The sequence below is a fragment of the Bacillus sp. FJAT-45066 genome, from assembly GCF_002335755.1.
GTDB lineage: Bacteria > Bacillota > Bacilli > Bacillales > Bacillaceae_I > Bacillus_CD > Bacillus_CD alkalisoli.
In genome coordinates, this window is sequence record NZ_NISQ01000001.1 from 3,087,808 (window position 1) to 3,107,879 (window position 20,072).

The following is a 20,072-nucleotide window of genomic DNA, read 5'->3' on the forward strand; positions in this document are numbered from 1 at the left end:
AGTCATCACTATCTCGTTTTAAATTTTATTGCCAAAGTCTAATCTCTATTTATGGAACTTCTTAAAAGCTGCTTTTATGAAGAAGCAGCTCATAAGAAAGGTTTATATATCTAAGTTTTTCACATATCGTGCATTGTCTTGAATAAAGTTTCTGCGCGGTTCTACTTTTTCACCCATTAAAATTTCAAACGTTTCATCCGCTTCAATAGCATCTTGTAAGTTCACTTGTAATAGTGTTCTTGTGTCAGGATCCATCGTTGTCTCCCACAGCTGTTCAGGATTCATCTCTCCTAATCCTTTATAACGCTGAATAGATGCTTTTGGTTGTTCATTCATTGTTTTTAAAATTTCATCTAGCTGTTTCTCATTATAGGCATACTCAATTTTTTTACCTTGTTGAATTTTATATAATGGTGGTTGGGCAATATAGATGTAACCATGCTCAATAATTTGACGCATATAACGATAAAAGAACGTTAACAATAACGTACGGATATGTGCTCCATCTACATCGGCATCAGTCATAATGACAATTTTATGATACCTTGCTCTTGAAATATCAAATTCTTCTCCAATACCAGTACCAAGAGCTGTAATAATAGTACGAATCTCATTGTTAGAAAGAATTTTATCTAAACGCGCTTTTTCAACGTTAATTATTTTTCCTCTTAAAGGTAATATCGCTTGGAAGTGACGATCACGACCTTGTTTAGCAGAACCACCTGCAGAGTCACCCTCAACGACATAAATTTCACTAATGCTAGGATCTTTTGAAGAACAATCTGCCAGTTTACCAGGTAAACTAGAGATTTCGAGCGCGCTTTTTCTACGAGTTAATTCACGAGCTTTCTTGGCAGCCATTCTAGCTCTTGAAGCTGTTAAGCCCTTTTCTACAATCTTTCTAGCTGCAGAAGGATTTTCTAAAAGGAACGCTTCAAATTTCTCTGAGAATAATGCATCCGTAATCGTTCTAGCTTCACTGTTCCCAAGCTTTGTTTTCGTCTGTCCTTCAAATTGCGGGTTAGGGTGTTTGATGGATACGATAGCAGTTAAGCCTTCTCGAACATCTTCCCCAGTTAAATTACTATCAGCATCTTTAAAGATATGATGTTTACGAGAATAGTCATTAATTACGCGTGTGAGGGATGTTTTGAAACCAGACTCATGTGTTCCACCTTCATACGTATTAATGTTATTCGCAAATGAGTATAAATTACTTGTGTAACTATCGTTATACTGTAGAGCAACTTCAAGGGAAATCCCCTCTTTTTCGCCTTCTACAAACACTACTTCATCATGAATAACTTCTTTTGTACGATTTAAATGTTCTACGTAGGAAGCAATACCACCTTCATAATGATATTCGTTTTTCTTACCTTCTTCTGTACGAGTGTCTTCGATTGTAATTTTAATTCCTTTATTTAAGAACGCTAATTCTCGTAAACGATGAGCTAAAATATCGTACTCGTATTCAGTAGTTTCTGTGAAAATCTCATCATCTGGTACAAAGTGAATGATTGTTCCCGTAATTTCTGTTTCACCAATTATTTCTAAATCAGCCGCCGGAACCCCACGTTCAAACTTTTGATAGTGGATTTTACCGTCACGGTGAACAAAAACTTCTAATTTAGTAGATAAGGCATTAACAACAGAAGCACCAACACCGTGCAATCCACCTGATACTTTATAACCGCCACCGCCAAATTTCCCTCCAGCATGTAGCACTGTCATGATTACTTCTACTGCAGGACGTCCCATCTTTTCATGAATACCGACAGGAATACCACGCCCGTTATCTTTTACCGTAATGCTGTTGTCTTTCTCAATCACTACATTTATTTCATCACAATAACCAGCAAGTGCTTCGTCAATACTATTGTCAACTATTTCCCAAACTAAATGGTGTAATCCTTTAGAACTAGTTGTACCAATATACATTCCAGGTCTTTTTCTTACGGCTTCTAAACCTTCTAAAACCTGGATTTGACTTTCATCATAAGCATTTTCAAGCAATTCTTTTTGCTCCATTGTCACTTCCATCACCTACACTTTTTTTATCGAACAACATGGTCACCCTTTTAACACAGGGGTATATCAAAATCTAATTCGTTAAATCATTTCTAAATATGATGTATCTATTCTTTTCTTTAACGTGGTCGATGCTAAAGGGGAAAGATATATAGATTCATCCGTAATAACAACAGATTTTATGTCTTGTTTGCTAATGTTTTTTATCTTTTTAGACATATGGATTGGTAACATTTCTTGCCAATTTGATTGCAGTAGCCGCTTATCTAAAATAGCAATTATTTTAGAAGCACGGATCATTACTTCCTCACCGATGTGTAAGTACAATCTTTTCACCTCAGTTTGATTTTCTAATAGATCCAGCCGTCACATAGAAAGTCGCGGCTCTTTTTAATGTTTCATGGTCTATCCCGTCAACACTTGTTGTTGTAACAAACGTTTGTACTTTCCCTTGAATGGTATGTAGCAAGTGGGATTGTCGATAGTCATCTAATTCTGATAAAACGTCATCAAGTAAAAGAATTGGATAGTCTCCAATTACGGAATAAATTAAATCTATTTCAGCTAATTTTAAAGAAAGAGCTGTTGTTCTTTGTTGACCTTGAGAACCAAACGTTTGCACTTCTTTTCCGTTCACATAAAATAGTAAGTCATCTCGGTGTGGTCCAAATAAAGTAATGCCTCTTTCTTTTTCTCTATCTTTTATTTTATCAAACTTTTCGTTATATGCTTCTATCATTTTCGTCAAATTTACATTTTCTGATACATAATCGATAGAAGGTTTATAAATTATAGACAATTCTTCCAACCCTCTACTAATACTTGCGTGGATTGGCTTCGCCCATTTTTCTAACATTTTAATGAATTCTACTCGTTTTATCGTCACTTTTGCAGCAAGTTCAATCATTTGATCTGTTAATACTTGTAACATCGTTTCATCCATCTTTTTTTTCATTTGAGCTTGCTTTAAAAAATGATTGCGTTGTTGCAACGTTTTTTGGTATCTTGCTAAATCGTGCATATAGACTGGTGATACTTGTCCTAGTTCCATATCAATAAAACGTCTTCTTACTTGCGGACTACCTTTTACTAAGTCAAGGTCTTCCGGTGCAAACATAACAACGTTCATATGCCCTATATATTGGCTCAGCTTCTTTTGTTCGATATGATTGCATTTAGCTTTTTTTCCTTTTTTAGATATAACTAACTGTAAGGGAATAGATCCGTTACGTTTTTTCACTCTACCTTCTATTTTAGCATATTCTTCATCCCATCTGATAAGATCTTTATCATTAGACGTCCGATGTGACTTTGCCATCGCTAAAACATAGATAGATTCCATAATATTTGTTTTTCCTTGGGCATTTTCTCCTAAGATAACGTTAACTCCTTGATCAAACTCAACCCCGATGGTGGAATAATTACGGTAATTCTTCAATTGCAATTCTTCAATAAACAATTAATTCACCAACTCATCTTTATGAAACGATTTGAAAACGACCAATGCCGTTAATAGAAATTACATCACCATCTCTTAACTTTCTCCCACGTCTATCTTCAGGTTCATCATTTACAAACACTTCATGTTCGCTTAAAAACCATTTAATCATTCCGCCAGACTGAATTACATCCGCTAATTTTAACATTTGACCGAGTGTTATATAATCCGTATCAATTTTCACTTCTGTCATTTTTATCCCTCTTTTACTTTTACTTTTAGTCTCTACTTCTTATTTTACTAAAAGTTTGCCATATAGAAAAGAAAGCTACCAACAAACTTTTCTGTTAGTAGCTTTACCTCTTTTTTAGATATTAGTTTTTAGTAAGTTCGTACTGGTAAAATTAATTGAAGGATGGAGTCGTCATTAGCTGTAGAAATTAAGAACGGACGCATCGCTCCAGTGAAGTCCACTTCAATTTCAGTACCTTCTAATGCTTTTAACGCATCCATCATATATTTCGCACTAAAGGAGATTTTCAACTCTTCTCCCGTAATTTCATTACTTTGCACTTGTTCTACTACTTTCCCAACTTCAGGTGAATTAGACGAAACTTCAAGTAAGTTAGTATCTAATGTTGAGAGTTTTACCACATTATTTCTACCTTCACGTGCTAAAAGAGAAGCTCGATCAATGGCTTGTAAAAACTCTTTTGTTTGGACCTTAATATTCGTTTTGCTCTCATTTGGAATTAAACGAGAAGTATCTGGATAATTGCCATCTAATAAACGAGAGAAAAATAAAATATTTTTCGCTTTAAATAATACTTGGTTTTCAGTAATAACGATATCTACTAATTCATTTGTGTCATCTAAAATTTTACTTAACTCGTTTAGGCTCTTCCCTGGAATTACGACATTACATGCCAAGTCATTTTCTTTTTCTACTTTTGCTTTTCTTAATGCTAAACGGTGGCTATCTGTTGCAATACAGATTAACTCGTCTTTTTCTAGTTTCCAGTTTACACCTGTCAAGATCGGGCGTGTTTCTGACGTGGACACTGCAAATACCGTTTGACGGATAATGTTCTTTATTAAGTCCGTCGGTAGTCTGAACATATTATCTTCTTCGATTTGCGGTAAGTGCGGGTACTCTTCAGCATCCTGTCCATTTAAGTTAAATTCAGATTTACCAGAACGAATTACTGTAACAAAATGATTCTGCACTTCAATTTCTACCGTATCTTGAGGTAACTTTTTTATAATTTCACTGAAAAACCTTGCTTGTAAAACGATGCCGCCTGTTTGAAGGATTTCTACATTTTCTGATCCATCTTCTTCTGTAGGAATAAAGGATTCAATAGATATATCGGAGTCACTTCCTGTTAATGTTACTCCTTCTTCTGTAGCAACGATCTTAATACCAGTTAAAATTGGAATAGTAGTTCGAGAAGAAACTGCTTTTAATATATCTTGAACACTTTGTACCAGTTTATCTCGTTGGATAACAAATTTCATTTTTATCCTCCTCATATATGCAAATCAAATTTATCTTTATTATTGCGCTTATTTAGTAGTTTTTTATAACAGAATATAAGAATTAGAAATCATACGTTTTTCGGTGAGAATAAAGATACATGAATGCAGTTCTATATTTATTTTTTATTAATAAAACCTAGTAGAAGTAATAGTAGGGCCTGTGATTATGTGGATAAGTGTAGTTTTAGCTACTCTCCGTAGTTATTCACATGTTAATAAGCTGTGTTTAACTAACATGCACTTATTCACAATACTCACAAACTAAAATTTCTATTAACCTTTTAAATTTTCAGTAATGGTTTGTACTTGTTTTTGTAATTGTGTATCTGTTTGCAGTAATCTTGAGATTTTTTCATGCGCATGAATAACAGTCGTATGGTCACGCCCACCGAATTCTTCTCCAATTTTAGGTAAAGAGTAATCCGTTAATTCTCTAGATAAATACATAGCAATTTGCCTAGGGAATGCAACAGATTTAGTTCTTTTCTTAGCCTTAAAATCGTCTAACTTTAAACTAAAATGTTGGCCAACCATTTTTTGAATATCAGCAATGGTTGTTATTTTTGGTTTCGAACTAGGAATTATATCTTTCAATGCTTCTGCAGCTAAATCAGCATTAATATCTTTATTAATAAGAGATGAATAAGCTACTACACGAATAAGTGCACCTTCTAGTTCACGAATATTGGAATCAATTTGATTTGCAATGTAAAGCATTACTTCGTTTGGAATATCTAAGCCTTCTGCTTTCGCTTTTTTACGAAGGATGGCGATTCTTGTCTCTAAATCAGGTGGAGTTATATCAGTAATTAAACCCCATTCAAATCGTGAACGAAGACGATCTTCAAGAGTAGGAATCTCTTTAGGAGGTCGATCGCTCGAAATAACGATTTGCTTACTTTCCTCATGTAACGTGTTAAACGTATGGAAAAATTCTTCTTGTGTTTGTTCTTTTCCAGCTAAAAACTGAATATCATCGATTAGTAGAACATCTACGCTTCGATATCGATTGCGGAAATCAACCGCTTTATTGTCTCGAATAGAATTAATAAATTCATTTGTAAATTTCTCAGACGATAAATAAACAACTTTTGCAGCGGGATTATGTTCAATTACGTAATGGCCAATCGCATGCATTAAGTGAGTTTTTCCAAGACCTACTCCTCCATAAATAAATAGAGGGTTGTAAGCTTTTGCTGGTGCCTCTGCTACTGCTAACGAAGCTGCATGTGCAAATCGGTTTCCAGAACCTATAACAAACGTATCAAACGTATATTTCGGATTGAGCATATTTTGTGGTAACTCAATTATTTCTTCATCTCTTTTCATCTTAACTAGAGGAGCATTTATATCCAGGTCTTCTTCTACTTGTGTATGAGGAATAATGAATTTGATTGTTAATTCCTCGCCTGTAAGTTCAAGGATGATCTCTCCGATAAGGATTGTATATCTTGATTCAAGCCAGTCCCTTGCGAATTCATTTGGCGCTGTAATAATAAGTGTGTCACCTTTAAGTGAATCAGCTTTTGTAGATTTTAACCAAGTATCAAAGCTAGGTTTGCTAACCTTTTTTTGAATTTCATCTAATGCTTTTGTCCATAAATCAGCAATGTTTTTCAAGCATTAAGCCCCCTTTCTACCGATAGTGCAAACGTGTACATGTATGTTTATGAAATTAATGTAAACAAACAGTAAAAAAGCGTTTATCTGTACAACTTTTGTATAACGACATGATGTTAGATAAACGACTGTTGTATATTTATTCATCCTTATACTGTGAATAACAATAATATAGAAGAAAACCAGTTTTCTACAAAATATTACAATTGTGGACAATGTTTTATGAACATGTGGAGAAGAACTATCCACATGTTATCCACAATCTGTGGGTAACTATTTTGACTGGACAAGTTATTCAGAGTGAAAACACAATAATAATATCAAATAAAACCTTATGTTGCAATGAGGTTTTTATATTATCCACATAATCAATTGTTTGTGGAGGAAAGTTTTCCACAATGAAGAATACTGTGAAAAGCTTGTCGATAACCGCTGTGGATTATTTTTTGTTACCGAAAAAGTTATTCACAGTTAAACAAAATAGGACAAATAAGGTGAAAAAATATTTTTTAGATTAAATTTATTGAGGTTTTAATAAGATCTCTCTGCACTAGAAGGTGAAGGTTTTTAGGAAAATTATTTTTTAGTAAAGTTTGTTGTTTTACAGATTAACTAATTTAGCAGTAGAACCAGGACTCCAAGAAAATTCATGCAAATTAGCTTTTTTAATGGCTTAGTTACATGTTGGTGTTGATTAAAATTACTCGCGCCCGCGGTAAGCTAAGCCTTTCACGGAAATCAACAGCGGTCTTTAACACAGTTTTTTTAAAAGCTCGGTTAAAAAATGTTATTTATAGATAGAAAAAGAAAAGAAAATTCTTCTAGTAAATCAAACATTGACATTTGCATAGGTTATTCTCTATAATTAGTTAGACTGTCTAATATGAATTTTTTTAAAAAGCAAAATCCTCAGGGAGGTGTCATATAATGAAAAGAACGTTTCAACCAAATAATCGTAAACGTAGTAAAGTTCACGGATTCCGCGCGCGTATGAGTTCACCAACAGGACGTAAAGTTCTTGCACGTCGTCGTCGCAAAGGAAGAAAAGTATTATCTGCATAAGGCCACTGACTGTCAGTGGTCCTTTTTTTTATTTTTTATGTACAAGCTTAAACAAGTACACGAACGTTGCTTTGTAATGGATATTTTTTTATTTATATAGAAAGAATGAACGTAGAAATCTTGGATCAGCTGTACAGGAGGACATTATTTTGAGGAAAGAAAAAAGAATTAAAGATAATAAAGAGTTCCAACAAGTATTTCAACACGGAAAATCGATGGCAAATAGACAATTTGTTATTTATATTTTAGAAAAGAAAGACCAAAATACATTTCGCATCGGTTTATCCGTTAGCAAAAAAGTAGGCAACGCCGTTACTAGAAATAGAATTAAGCGTTACGTCCGTCAAACTTTTCATGAGTTAGATGATAAAATTGCTAAACCTGTTGATTTTGTTGTTATTGCAAGACATCAAACAGCAACAATGTCAGTAGAGGAAGTAAAAAGTAGTCTAATGCATGTATTAAAAAAATTAAAAATGTTAAAAAGGTAGAATAACACCTTTTTATTTATTTAATGATAAAATGTTTATTGGAAACGCTATACATATTTAATTCTTAGACTAAAAATGGTAGGATGTATAAGGATATATTTTTATGATAGAGTTTCTATTAAGTTATATAAGGTAGTAGTTCCTTATGTTTTGTGTGAAAAAGGAGGAAGAATTTTGAATAAGCGTTTAGGGCTTTTGTTAGTGCTAGTTGGGATTTTATTATTCCTTACGGGATGTATGGAAATAAATGAGCCAATTACGAAAGAAAGTACTGGATTTTGGAATCAATACGTTGTTTATCCTTTATCATGGTTAATTATTTATTTTGCAAACATTACGAATGAAAATTACGGTATTTCTATTATCCTTGTAACAATATTAATTCGTTTTGCAATTTTACCATTAATGATAAAACAAACGAAAAATGCTAAAGCAATGCAAGCATTACAACCTGAAATGAAAGCTTTACGTGAAAAATATAGTTCGAAAGATCAAAAAACACAACAAAAATTACAACAAGAAACAATGGGGCTATTCCAAAAGCATGGAGTAAACCCATTAGCAGGATGTTTTCCGTTAATCGTTCAAATGCCGATTTTAATTGGATTTTTCCATGCGATTACGAGAACGAGGGAAATTGCTGGCCACAACTTTTTATGGTTTGAACTAGGTTCAGCTGATCCATTATTTATCTTACCTGTAGTTGCAGGTATTACTACTTGGATTCAACAAAAAATCATGATGATCGGAATGGACAACAACCCACAAATGGTTATGATGCTTTGGATTATGCCAATTATGATCGTTGTTTTCGCAGTAAACTTCCCAGCAGCGTTATCATTATATTGGGTAGTAGGTAACATCTTCATGATCGTGCAAACATATTTAATTAAAGGTCCAGAAATTAAAAGTGCACAAGTAGCAAAAAGTGCAGGAGGAGCTAAAAAGTGAGAGAAATAACTGCAACTGGTCAATCGGTAGAGGAAGCAGTACATTCCGCTTTAACTCAACTAAACACAACTAGAGACCGTGCAGAAATTACAATCGTTGAGGAAGGCAAAAAAGGACTGTTTGGGATTTTTGGAGCTAAGCCGGCAATTGTAAAAGTAACGTTAAAGCCACAACCAGAAGAAGAGGCTGTAAAGTTTTTACAATCTGTCCTAAACGAAATGAATATTCCGTCAGAACTTGAAACAAAAGTTAACGGAAGAAACATTACGGTTACACTTACTGGTGAAAAGATTGCATTAGCAATCGGAAAAAGAGGACAAACGTTAAATTCTCTTCAATATTTAACGCAAATTGTTGCAAATCGCTTTTCAAATCAATACATTTCCGTTGTTTTAGATGCGGAAGGCTATCGAGAAAAAAGAAGAGTGACGTTAGAGCAGCTTGCAAGTCGTCTTGCAGATAAAGCAATGAAGACAAGAAGAGAAGTTCATTTAGAACCGATGCCTTCATTCGAAAGAAAAGTCATTCATTCGATCTTGTCGGAATATAAAGAAATAGAAACATATTCGGTTGGAAAAGAACCGAACCGTGCATTAGTAATTTCACCGAAAAAATAAACATCCATTTTACTGTCTTCCATACTGGAAGGCAGTTTTTTTGCGAGTAAAAACAGGAGAGAATATCGAAATTTGCTACAAAAATTCTAGTAGATGGATCTCGATTGATTTTATCTCTAAAAAAAAGCTAATACTAACCATTATCACTTTCTATATTTTTATTCTAGATTCGACATCTTGTTTATTGTGGATAGTATTGCTCTTCATTTAATCTTGTTATTCACATGTGGATAAGTTAAAATTGTAATATCGAAAAGTGCGGAAATTGGAGATGTGTGGATAAGTACGGAAAGTATGATTCTTTAAAAGAATGATAAATTGTGCTAACATAAAACGGTTATGGCTAAAAATAATCATTTATATGAGTGAGTTTCATAATGTACAATTACTAAACGAAAAACGAATATTAAACCTATTTTTTAATATAATTTACGTTTTATATCGAACGCTATTTAATTATAATAAACGGAACATTCGTTTTTCACTAAACGAACAGTGATTATGAAATTGATTCATATATAAAAGTTGGAGTTAAGTGAGGTGAAGGCGATGAATGAATTAGATACGATAGCTGCTATATCGACTCCGATGGGAGAGGGAGCCATTGCGATCGTGCGACTAAGTGGTTCAGAATCTATAAATATAATGGACAAGCTATTCCAAAAACCATCTGATAAGAGACTAGCAGATGTGGCTTCGCATACGATACATTACGGTCATATAATAGAGCCGAAAACAAACAATGTCATAGAGGAAGTAATGGTTTCGGTTATGAGAGGACCGAAAACTTTTACAAGAGAAGATGTTGTAGAGATAAATTGTCACGGTGGATTAGTATCGGTAAATAAAGTGTTGCAGTTAGTTTTAAGTCAAGGAGCTAGATTAGCGGAACCAGGTGAGTTTACGAAACGTGCATTCTTGAATGGGAGAATTGATCTATCTCAAGCAGAAGCGGTGATGGACTTAATACGGGCTAAAACAGACAGAGCGATGAATGTTGCGATTGGACAAATGGAAGGAAGACTATCGCGACTTGTTCAACGTCTAAGACAAGAAATATTAGAAACGTTAGCACATGTAGAAGTGAACATAGATTACCCAGAATATGATGATGTCGAGGAAATGACACATCATTTATTAATAGAAAAGGCAAGTTCCGTAAAAACAGAATTAGAAAAAGTGCTCCAAACTGCTGGGCAAGGCAAAATCTTAAGAGAAGGTTTAGCTACAGTTATTGTTGGTAGACCAAACGTTGGGAAATCTTCTCTATTAAACAGCTTAGTACAAGAAAATAAGGCTATTGTAACAGATATACCAGGAACTACTCGAGACGTCATCGAAGAATTTGTTAACGTTCGAGGAGTACCTTTAAAGTTAGTAGATACAGCTGGAATTCGTGAAACGGAAGACATAGTAGAACGAATCGGCGTCGAAAAATCTCGTGAAGTTTTAAAAAAGGCAGACTTATTATTATTAGTCTTAAATAATAATGATGAATTATCACTAGAAGATGAGCAGCTTTTTGAGGCTACTAGCGGTATGGACGTAATAGTCATCATTAATAAAACAGATTTACCTACTAAATTAGATTTTAATTTAGTTCAAAAGTTAGCTAAGTCACATCCAATCATTTCAACTTCTTTAAAAGAAGATAAAGGAATTGACGAGTTAGAACAGGCGATTGCCTCTATGTTTTTCGAAGGCGAAGTAGAAGCAAGCGATATGACATATGTTTCAAACTCTAGACATATTGCATTATTAAATCAGGCTCAACAAGCATTAGAAGAAGCGATAAATGGTATCGAAACAGGAGTTCCAATAGATATCGTACAAATCGATTTTACGCGTACGTGGGAAATTCTAGGGGAAATTATCGGTGATACCGTTCATGAAAGCTTAATTGATCAATTATTTTCTCAGTTCTGCTTAGGAAAATAAATGGATTTATTTTTAGAAATAAAAGGAGGGAACTATAATGGATTATCATGGAGGTTCCTATGATGTTATCGTCATTGGTGCAGGACATGCTGGTTGTGAAGCAGGATTAGCTGCAGCAAGACTTGGTGCGAAAACATTAATGATTACTATTAATTTAGATATGGTTGCTTTTATGCCATGTAACCCATCCGTAGGTGGACCAGCGAAAGGGATTGTCGTTCGTGAGATCGATGCACTTGGCGGAGAAATGGGTAAAAATATCGATAAAACACACATTCAAATGAGAATGCTTAATACAGGTAAAGGTCCTGCTGTTCGTGCGTTAAGAGCACAAGCTGATAAGTTTTTATACCAACATGAAATGAAGAAAACAATGGAACAAGAGCCTAACTTAACCCTTCTACAAGGAATGGTTGAAAAACTGATTGTAGAAGATGGCGTTTGTAAAGGTGTTATTACGCAAACAGGTGCAACATATGAGGCGAAAACAGTTGTTATTACGACTGGAACGTTTTTACGCGGAAAAATAATACTAGGTGACTTACAATATTTAAGTGGACCAAACAACCAACAGCCGTCGATTAAACTTTCTGAGCACTTAGAAGAGTTAGGGTTTGATTTAGTAAGGTTTAAAACTGGTACACCTCCACGTGTAAATAGTGCTTCAATCGACTACAGCAAAACAGAAATACAACCAGGCGATGAAGTCCCAAGAGCGTTTTCTTATGAAACAACAGAATACATTACAGACCAACTTCCATGCTGGTTAACGTATACAAGTCCAGAAACACATCAAATTATTGATGATAATTTACATCGTTCCCCAATGTACTCGGGAATGATTAAAGGTACAGGGCCGAGATACTGTCCATCTATTGAAGATAAGATAGTCCGTTTTAATGATAAGCCACGTCATCAAATTTTCTTAGAACCTGAAGGGCGTAATACGCAAGAAGTATATGTTCAAGGGCTGTCTACAAGCCTTCCAGAAGACATTCAACGTAAGATGTTATCTTCTATACCAGGTTTAGAAAATGTACAAATGATGCGTGCCGGCTATGCGATTGAATATGATTCCATTGTCCCAACACAATTATGGCCAACTCTTGAGACGAAAAAAGTCCAAAACCTATATACGGCTGGACAGATTAACGGCACTTCTGGGTATGAAGAAGCAGCTGGTCAAGGTATTTTGGCAGGTATTAATGCGGGTCTACGTGCACTAGGTAAAGAAGACCTTATCATTAGCCGTTCAGAAGGCTATATTGGCGTCCTAGTGGATGACTTAGTAACAAAAGGTACAAATGAACCTTATCGTTTGTTAACATCACGTGCAGAGTATCGTCTACTATTACGTCACGATAACGCAGACTTGAGACTTACAGAAACTGGATATAAAATCGGATTAATTCCACAAGAGCGATATGAGCGTTTCTTAAAAAAGAAAGAAGCAATAGAAGTAGAAAAAGAACGTTTAGCCAAAATTATCATTAAACCATCATCTCAAGTACAACAGATTATTGTTGACGCAGGTGGTACTGAATTAAAAGATGGTATTCGTGCAAGTGATTTATTGAAGCGACCTGAAATGAACTACGAACATATTCGATCTATAGTACCAGCCGAAGTGGAAATCGATCATGATGTAGCTGAACAAGTGGAAATACAGATCAAGTATGAAGGTTATATTCAAAAATCACTCCAACAAGTAGATCGTCTGAAAAAAATGGAAGATAAAAAAATACCAGAAAATATTGATTATGATGCGATAAATAGTTTGGCAAACGAAGCACGCCAAAAGCTGAAAGAAGTTAGGCCACTATCTGTTGCACAAGCATCACGTATATCAGGTGTAAATCCAGCAGATGTATCTATATTACTTGTATATTTAGAACAAGGAAAAATTGCCAAATTGCCGAGTGAGGCATAAGCCATGGAAAGAAAGGATTCTCCCATGAATAAAGAACGATTTTTACAACTACTAGAGGAGAAAGGGATTACCCTTACTCCTCTCCAAATAAATCAGTTTGACACATACTTCCGTTTATTAGTGGAGTGGAATGAGAAAATGAACTTGACTGCCATAACGGATGAAGAGGGTGTCTATTTAAAACATTTTTATGATTCCATCACAGCATCTTTTTATTTTGATCTAACAAAAGAACAATCCGTATGTGACGTAGGAGCAGGTGCAGGTTTCCCTAGCATCCCTTTAAAAATCTGCTTTCCACATTTGAAAGTAAGTATAGTTGACTCATTGAATAAGCGAATCACGTTCTTACAAACGCTTGTAAACGCATTAGAATTGAAAGATGTTTCCTTATATCATGATAGAGCGGAAACGTTTGGTAGAATTCCTGAACTAAGGGAATCGTTTGATCTCGTAACAGCTAGAGCCGTTGCAAGACTATCTGTTTTAAGTGAATTATGTATGCCTCTTGTAAAAGAAGGTGGGCATTTTGTACCGATGAAAGCAGCTTCTGTAAAAGAGGAAATGGTAAGCGCCAAAAAAGCGATACAAACATTAGGTGGCAAGGTGGAAGAAGTTCACAGTTTCCAATTACCATTAGAGGAAAGTGAACGAAATATTATCGTCATTAAAAAGACGAAACCGACGCCTAAAAAATATCCAAGAAAACCTGGTACACCAAATAAGATGCCATTAGAATAAAAAGACATCGAAATAAAGCAGGTTTGTAAAGGGTTAAAGCATAGTTCAAAAGGGCTTACCGATTGCTGCTATGCTTGCCTTCATGTAGTGTGCTGTGACCTCGTGCCGTATGCACTAGTTTAGTAGAGTAATAGGTTATACTTAAAATGTTACACGTGAAACATTTTCCCTACAAAAAGAAGGACTTTCCATGGAAAGAACGAATTACTTGTTAGGGATTTTATCCTTAAGGTGGTGGAACTATGAAAACTCCTTTCTCTCGCTTTTTCGGAATGGTTGAAAAAGAAAAAGAAGAACAGGAAATAGTAGAAGAAGTCAATCGAGATGAGATTAAACATTTAAATGTTACGCAAATTGTACCGAATCGTTACCAGCCTCGTACTGTATTCGTAGATAAAAAAATTGAGGAACTCTCTATAACTATACGTACTCACGGTATTATTCAGCCGATTGTTGTAAGACAATTCGCGGAAGATCAGTTTGAGATCATTGCAGGTGAGCGACGTTGGAGAGCAGTACAAAAACTCGGATGGGAGACAATCCCTGCCATTATAAAAGAGTTTAATGATGCGGAAACTGCATCGGTTGCATTAATTGAAAACTTACAGCGTGAAGAGTTATCTGCAATAGAAGAAGCAGTAGCATATGCAAAGCTTTTAGAGCTACATAACTTGACGCAAGAAGCATTAGCGCAAAGACTTGGTAAAGGCCAGTCAACAGTAGCAAATAAGTTACGCTTATTGAAATTACCTGATGAAGTTCAAGATGCATTAATGCAAAAAAAGATTACAGAACGACATGCAAGAGCACTTATTCCGTTAAAAGATCCACAAAAACAAGTGTCCTTATTAAATGAAACTATCGAAAAACAATGGAATGTAAAACAAACGGAAGATAAAGTTGTTGCTATATTAGAAGAGCAAACAACAAAGACAAAAGTGAAACCAAAGCGCAAAGCATTTAGTAGAGATACAAGAATTGCAATGAATACGATTCGCCAATCTTTATCTATGGTTAATGATAGTGGAATTAAATTAGACTCTCAAGAAGAGGAATTTGAAGATTACTTTCAATTCACAATTAAAATTCCCAAAAAATAATTTACTATATTCAAATCCCTTCCATTGATAAGGGATTTTTCTTTTGGTGCAATATAATATTTTTGGAGAATAATAATTTCCTACTCCTAAAGTATTATTTTTATTACTTTTATTTTACAAACTTGTTTCAATTTTTAAAAAGCCAACATATATGTAGTAAATTTAAATAAAAACAAGTTAACTTTCTGTTAATTCATGATAAAATAAGTTAGAAACTAGTAAATTTAATATTTCATGATGTTTTATAAAGGTAGGTGACAGCATGGGCAGAATTATTGCAATTGCAAACCAAAAAGGTGGCGTAGGAAAAACGACGACTTCTGTTAACTTAGGAGCGTGTTTAGCTTATATTGGTAAAAAAGTACTTTTAGTAGATGTTGATCCACAAGGTAACGCATCTAGCGGAGTAGGAGTAGACAAGGCAGAGGTAAATCAGTGCATTTATGATATTTTAGTAGAAGACGTGCCAGCTAAAGATGTCATAATTCCTACAAAAGTAGAAAACCTAATGATCATACCAGCGACTATTCAATTGGCAGGAGCAGAGATAGAATTAGTTCCTACTATATCCAGAGAAGTTCGACTTAAGAGAGCTCTTGACAGTGTAAAAGATCAGTATGACTATGTAATTATTGATTGCCCACCTTCTTTAGGGCTATTAACGATAAATGCATTAACTGCTTCCGATGCAGTCGTTATTCCAGTTCAATGTGAATATTACGCATTAGAAGGCTTAAGTCAGTTATTAAATACAGTTCGACTTGTTCAAAAACATTTAAATACAGATTTAATGATAGACGGAGTATTGCTAACGATGTTAGATGCTAGAACAAACTTAGGAATCCAAGTCATTGATGAAGTGAAAAAATACTTTCAAGATAAAGTATACGGTACAATCATTCCTCGTAACGTACGACTAAGTGAAGCTCCAAGCCATGGGGAACCAATCATTATTTATGATCCAAAATCACGTGGTGCAGAAGTTTATCTAGACTTAGCGAAGGAAGTGATTACACATGGCTAAAGGGTTAGGGAAAGGAATTAATGCTCTTTTTCCTTCTATTGAAGCTTCCAAAGAGGAAATAGTACAAGAAATATCAGTGAAAGAAGTCAGACCAAATCCTTATCAGCCACGTAAAACGTTTGATAAGGAAGCAATAGAGGAATTGAAAACTTCCATTGAAGAACACGGTATTTTACAGCCAATTATTGTACGAAAAAGTATAAAAGGTTTTGAAATTGTAGCAGGGGAGAGAAGATTTCGTGCTGCAAAAGAAGCGCAATTAACGAAAGTTCCAGTTGTCGTTAGAGAAATGACGGAACAACAAATGATGGAATTAGCATTACTTGAAAACTTGCAACGTGAAGACTTAACGCCAATTGAAGAGGCAACAGCCTATCAAACGTTAATGGCGAAACTAAACATTACACAAGAACAATTGGCTAATCGATTAGGAAAAAGCAGACCTCACATTGCCAACCATGTACGTTTACTAAGCTTACCACCATTCGTACAAGAGTTAATGCTTGAAGGAGAACTTTCCATGGGGCACGGCAGAGCACTACTCGGCGTAAAGAAGAAAGAAAAAATAAAACCGCTCGTCGATAAAATCCTAAAAGAACATCTAAATGTCCGCCAACTAGAGTTGTTAATTCAACAAATAAATGAAAATGTTTCACGTGAAACAAAACAAAAACAACCGAAAGATGTATTCATTGCAAGACATGAAACATCTTTACGAGAGCGTTTTGGTACGTCTGTACATATAAAACGTACAAAGAAAAAAGGAAAAATAGAAATTGAGTTTTTCTCTGACGAAGATTTACAACGCCTTTTAGAATTATTAGACCAAAAAGACGAAACCATCTAACTAGGTGGTTTTTTTCTTATATAGGAATGGGGTAGTTTTGTGTTATTAGGAACAATTGTAAATGGTATTTGTATTATTGTTGGTACATTGATTGGCTTAGGTCTAACTAGAATACCAGACAAAACGAAAGAAACCGTAATGAAGGTTATAGGGCTAGTAGTTATTGTTTTAGGACTGCAAATGGCATTCAAAGGACAAGAGTTTTTAATCGTTATTTTTAGTTTAGTAATAGGTGCAGTTATAGGAGAATGGCTAGATTTAGAGGAAAAACTAAATCAAGTAGGTAGGTGGCTTGAATCTAAGGTCGGAAAAAGTAATTCAGGAAGCATCTCTAAAGGATTCGTAACTGCTACATTAATATTTGTTATCGGTGCAATGGCGGTAGTAGGGGCTTTAGATAGTGGATTAAGAGGAAATCACGATGTGTTATTTACCAAATCTATTATTGATGGATTTACAAGTATCGTTTTAACGACGACGCTTGGAATAGGTGTTATGTTTTCAGCAATCCCCGTAGTATTATATCAAGGTTCTATTGTGTTATTTGCTACAGTTATCGATCGATTTGTACCAGAAGAGTTACTACAACTATTTATTTTAGATATGACAGCAACCGGTGGAGTAATGATTTTAGCGATTGGGACAAACCTTTTAGGTATAACATCAGTAAGAGTAGCTAATTTACTACCAGGTCTACTAGTAGTAGCAGTACTTGTAACGAGTATGTACTTTCTATCGATTTAATTATATCAATATAACAAATTCAAAAAGACTGTTCTCTAACTATTGTATAGAAACAGTCTTTTTTCTTATTCACCTTGTAGAAAATTAGAGTTATTTTTATCTATTTCAGCTTGTGCTAACATTATTCTTCTTGTTAAAAGCAAATCAAGTCGCTTTAACGACTCTGCAATTGTTTTTGCCATCCTCATTACAAGACTTAATCTTGTATTTTGTAAAACAAAAAACTCCATAAATCCACTAACATTTACAATACCAGTAATATGAAAATCTCCTACAGGAGGTAAATCCTTCTTCACACCTGCTCCAGGCATGACAGGCCCCTCTGCAACGGTTAAGAAGCCTACGCTCTTTAACCTCCCTAAACATGCGTCGATTGCAATAATAGTAGGGTTAGGGTGCAGTTTATATATTTCTTGTAATTTTTCTTTTAAATTAACCGCATGAATAGGATCATCTAGTGTCCCATACACATGTAAGGTAGAGAGTTTCATTTCGGATAATTTAGTTCCTACTAAAGGGCCGAGTGAGTCTCCTGTTGAACGATCCGTACCGATACATACTATAACATATGGTTGTATGCTCTCACTTGTAAGTAGTAACTCATAAACGGTATTTGTTACTTCTTGTAAAGCATTAGAATCATCATGCGCAATGCGTGCATTACCTCCTTTCTTTTCAAAGAAATTTGATTTTAGATTCATAGTTTCCACTCCTTGTTAATAGTAGTAACAGTATACGGTTGTTTTTAAAAAACTATACGTGCAATTCATACTTTTCTATTTATCCACTATTTGTAAAAAAATAAATAGTTGGTAAGTATTGTAGAATAATTCCCCTTGAAAATATTTTGCAATAATAATGAATTAGTAGATTAGGTAGGAGGGAAAAATGTGTGGAGTAACGGGCTTAGGTGGATGTTTTTAATTTTAGGCACAGTTATCGGTGCGGGTTACGCTTCTGGTAGGGAATTATGGCAATTTTTTGGTGCAGAAAGCGGACTAGCTATCTTCATTTTTACTATTCTTTTTATTGTATGCTGTTACGTTATTATGAGGATTAGTATGGATCAACAGTCAGAGCATTTTTCACCGGTACTAGTTAAGTTGGTGGGATCGAAGCTTTCTAAAGTATACGAAATTATTATTTTACTTTATTTATTTACGACAACCATTGTCATGTTGGCAGGTGGTGGAGCGGCTTTACAAGTATTCTTCATTCCTTATTGGGCAGGAATTATAATTATTAGTTCATTATTAATACTTTTATTTGTCTACGGTGTAAATGGTATGATTACTGTAAATACTTGGGTTATACCCATTATTGTTTTAGTACTCGGAGGAATACTAATTCATGCTACTGATATGAGTGTCATAACGGCAAGTAGTTTGTTAGAAAAACAAAACAACTGGCCGAGTGCTTTTACGTTTACTGCGCTAAATATTTTACCGTTAGTAGCTGTGTTATCCGCTATTGGTAATAAGGTTGCAAGTAAAAATGAAATTATCATTGCGAGCCTTGGAAGTGGACTAGTATTAGGAATCATATCTTTTGTGTATAATGAGACATTATTATCTGTTGCTACAAAAATAGAATTCTTCGAAATACCTTTATTTGCTATCATTCAGAGTTATCCTTATTATATGTTGTTCTTTATGACGTTGTTACTTTGGGTAGCGATATACACGACGGCAGCATCAGGTTTATTAGGCTTAACGACAAGGTTGCGTTCTATATTCAACCTTCCGTTATGGGTTGTATGTGCCATTATGCTTGCGATTATGATACCTTTTACAACCTTTGGGTTCTCTCTCCTTGTGTCGGTACTTTACCCGCTATTTGGGTTAATTAATCTATATTTATTAGTGGCAATTCTTTTATATCCAATTGCTAATAAGTATAATTGGTCATAATGTAAAATGATTTTCATCTAAACTGGTATAAATAATTCCAATATGAGAAGCAATTTTGTACAATAGAGGTATGAAGTTAGAAGTAGAGGGGT

General features: G+C 34.6%; 19 protein-coding genes. 12 read left to right on the plus strand and 7 right to left on the minus strand.

Annotated features, from left to right (window positions below; translation table 11 throughout):
- Nucleotides 1-102 precede the first annotated feature (102 nt).
- From gyrB to dnaA, 6 genes are all read right to left on the minus strand, one after another.
- Entirely contained in the window at nt 103-2,028 is a 1,926-nt protein-coding gene (gene gyrB / locus CDZ92_RS15680) for a DNA topoisomerase (ATP-hydrolyzing) subunit B (protein WP_096156154.1), read from the minus strand.
- A gap of 81 nt (nt 2,029-2,109) precedes the next feature.
- Entirely contained in the window at nt 2,110-2,355 is a 246-nt protein-coding gene (gene remB, locus CDZ92_RS15685) for an extracellular matrix regulator RemB (RefSeq protein ID WP_096156156.1), read from the minus strand.
- Nucleotides 2,356-2,365: 10 nt separating this feature from the next.
- A complete protein-coding gene (gene recF, locus CDZ92_RS15690; protein WP_096156158.1) occupies nt 2,366-3,487 on the minus strand; it encodes a DNA replication/repair protein RecF in 1,122 nt (373 codons plus the stop codon).
- A 19-nt stretch (nt 3,488-3,506) separates the two neighbouring features.
- Nucleotides 3,507-3,719 carry a S4 domain-containing protein YaaA gene (gene yaaA / locus CDZ92_RS15695; RefSeq protein ID WP_096156160.1) on the minus strand — a complete coding sequence of 71 codons (213 nt, stop codon included), beginning with the start codon at nt 3,717-3,719 and terminating at the stop codon, nt 3,507-3,509.
- Nucleotides 3,720-3,847: 128 nt separating this feature from the next.
- Entirely contained in the window at nt 3,848-4,984 is a 1,137-nt protein-coding gene (dnaN, locus tag CDZ92_RS15700) for a DNA polymerase III subunit beta (protein ID WP_096156162.1), read from the minus strand.
- A gap of 294 nt (nt 4,985-5,278) precedes the next feature.
- On the minus strand, nt 5,279-6,625 hold the full coding sequence (dnaA, locus tag CDZ92_RS15705) for a chromosomal replication initiator protein DnaA (protein WP_096156164.1): 1,347 nt from the start codon (nt 6,623-6,625) through the stop codon (nt 5,279-5,281).
- A gap of 927 nt (nt 6,626-7,552) precedes the next feature.
- Between dnaA and rpmH the strand changes: the two genes are divergently transcribed.
- The 11 genes from rpmH (at nt 7,553) to CDZ92_RS15760 (ending at nt 18,070) form a co-directional block, all read left to right on the plus strand.
- Nucleotides 7,553-7,687, plus strand: coding sequence for a 50S ribosomal protein L34 (gene rpmH / locus CDZ92_RS15710; protein WP_096156165.1), 135 nt, complete (start codon nt 7,553-7,555; stop codon nt 7,685-7,687).
- Between the two features lie 149 nt (nt 7,688-7,836).
- Nucleotides 7,837-8,178, plus strand: coding sequence for a ribonuclease P protein component (rnpA, locus tag CDZ92_RS15715; protein ID WP_096156167.1), 342 nt, complete (start codon nt 7,837-7,839; stop codon nt 8,176-8,178).
- A gap of 171 nt (nt 8,179-8,349) precedes the next feature.
- A complete protein-coding gene (gene spoIIIJ / locus CDZ92_RS15720; protein ID WP_227521562.1) occupies nt 8,350-9,129 on the plus strand; it encodes a YidC family membrane integrase SpoIIIJ in 780 nt (259 codons plus the stop codon).
- Nucleotides 9,126-9,746, plus strand: coding sequence for an RNA-binding cell elongation regulator Jag/EloR (jag, locus tag CDZ92_RS15725; protein WP_096156171.1), 621 nt, complete (start codon nt 9,126-9,128; stop codon nt 9,744-9,746). Before spoIIIJ ends, jag begins: the two co-directional genes overlap by 4 nt.
- A 549-nt stretch (nt 9,747-10,295) precedes the next feature.
- Nucleotides 10,296-11,684, plus strand: coding sequence for a tRNA uridine-5-carboxymethylaminomethyl(34) synthesis GTPase MnmE (mnmE, locus tag CDZ92_RS15730; RefSeq protein ID WP_096156173.1), 1,389 nt, complete (start codon nt 10,296-10,298; stop codon nt 11,682-11,684).
- Between the two features lie 37 nt (nt 11,685-11,721).
- Nucleotides 11,722-13,614, plus strand: a complete 1,893-nt coding sequence (gene mnmG, locus CDZ92_RS15735; protein ID WP_096156174.1) for a tRNA uridine-5-carboxymethylaminomethyl(34) synthesis enzyme MnmG — start codon at nt 11,722-11,724, stop codon at nt 13,612-13,614.
- Nucleotides 13,615-13,638: 24 nt separating this feature from the next.
- Nucleotides 13,639-14,355 (plus strand): 16S rRNA (guanine(527)-N(7))-methyltransferase RsmG, encoded by a 717-nt coding sequence (gene rsmG / locus CDZ92_RS15740; RefSeq protein ID WP_096157028.1) that lies wholly within the window; start codon nt 13,639-13,641, stop codon nt 14,353-14,355.
- 242 nt (nt 14,356-14,597) lie between these two features.
- Nucleotides 14,598-15,455, plus strand: a complete 858-nt coding sequence (gene noc / locus CDZ92_RS15745) for a nucleoid occlusion protein (RefSeq protein WP_096156175.1) — start codon at nt 14,598-14,600, stop codon at nt 15,453-15,455.
- A 262-nt stretch (nt 15,456-15,717) separates the two neighbouring features.
- Entirely contained in the window at nt 15,718-16,479 is a 762-nt protein-coding gene (locus CDZ92_RS15750) for a ParA family protein (protein ID WP_096156176.1), read from the plus strand.
- The gene (locus CDZ92_RS15755; RefSeq protein ID WP_096156177.1) at nt 16,472-17,326 is read left to right on the plus strand and encodes a ParB/RepB/Spo0J family partition protein; all 855 of its coding nucleotides are present in this window, start codon (nt 16,472-16,474) and stop codon (nt 17,324-17,326) included. Before CDZ92_RS15750 ends, CDZ92_RS15755 begins: the two co-directional genes overlap by 8 nt.
- A gap of 39 nt (nt 17,327-17,365) precedes the next feature.
- Nucleotides 17,366-18,070, plus strand: coding sequence for a DUF554 domain-containing protein (locus CDZ92_RS15760; protein ID WP_096156178.1), 705 nt, complete (start codon nt 17,366-17,368; stop codon nt 18,068-18,070).
- Nucleotides 18,071-18,135: 65 nt separating this feature from the next.
- Here CDZ92_RS15760 and yyaC read toward each other — a convergent pair whose 3' ends face one another.
- Nucleotides 18,136-18,771, minus strand: coding sequence for a spore protease YyaC (gene yyaC / locus CDZ92_RS15765; protein WP_096156179.1), 636 nt, complete (start codon nt 18,769-18,771; stop codon nt 18,136-18,138).
- A 189-nt stretch (nt 18,772-18,960) separates the two neighbouring features.
- On the opposite strand from yyaC, the gene CDZ92_RS15770 reads away from it, so the two are divergent.
- Nucleotides 18,961-19,980 (plus strand): YkvI family membrane protein, encoded by a 1,020-nt coding sequence (locus CDZ92_RS15770; RefSeq protein ID WP_096156180.1) that lies wholly within the window; start codon nt 18,961-18,963, stop codon nt 19,978-19,980.
- Nucleotides 19,981-20,072: the final 92 nt, after the last annotated feature.

What these genes read in the sequence shown, in the direction of transcription:
- gyrB (WP_096156154.1), bottom strand. Translation starts at nt 2,028, where the DNA reads ATGGAGCAAAAAGAATTGCTTGAAAATGCTTATGATGAAAGTCAAATC.
- yaaA (WP_096156160.1), bottom strand. Translation starts at nt 3,719, where the DNA reads ATGACAGAAGTGAAAATTGATACGGATTATATAACACTCGGTCAAATG.
- dnaN (WP_096156162.1), bottom strand. Translation starts at nt 4,984, where the DNA reads ATGAAATTTGTTATCCAACGAGATAAACTGGTACAAAGTGTTCAAGAT.
- rpmH (WP_096156165.1), top strand. Translation starts at nt 7,553, where the DNA reads ATGAAAAGAACGTTTCAACCAAATAATCGTAAACGTAGTAAAGTTCAC.
- mnmE (WP_096156173.1), top strand. Translation starts at nt 10,296, where the DNA reads ATGAATGAATTAGATACGATAGCTGCTATATCGACTCCGATGGGAGAG.
- mnmG (WP_096156174.1), top strand. Translation starts at nt 11,722, where the DNA reads ATGGATTATCATGGAGGTTCCTATGATGTTATCGTCATTGGTGCAGGA.
- rsmG (WP_096157028.1), top strand. Translation starts at nt 13,639, where the DNA reads ATGAATAAAGAACGATTTTTACAACTACTAGAGGAGAAAGGGATTACC.
- noc (WP_096156175.1), top strand. Translation starts at nt 14,598, where the DNA reads ATGAAAACTCCTTTCTCTCGCTTTTTCGGAATGGTTGAAAAAGAAAAA.
- CDZ92_RS15750 (WP_096156176.1), top strand. Translation starts at nt 15,718, where the DNA reads ATGGGCAGAATTATTGCAATTGCAAACCAAAAAGGTGGCGTAGGAAAA.
- CDZ92_RS15755 (WP_096156177.1), top strand. Translation starts at nt 16,472, where the DNA reads ATGGCTAAAGGGTTAGGGAAAGGAATTAATGCTCTTTTTCCTTCTATT.
- yyaC (WP_096156179.1), bottom strand. Translation starts at nt 18,771, where the DNA reads ATGAATCTAAAATCAAATTTCTTTGAAAAGAAAGGAGGTAATGCACGC.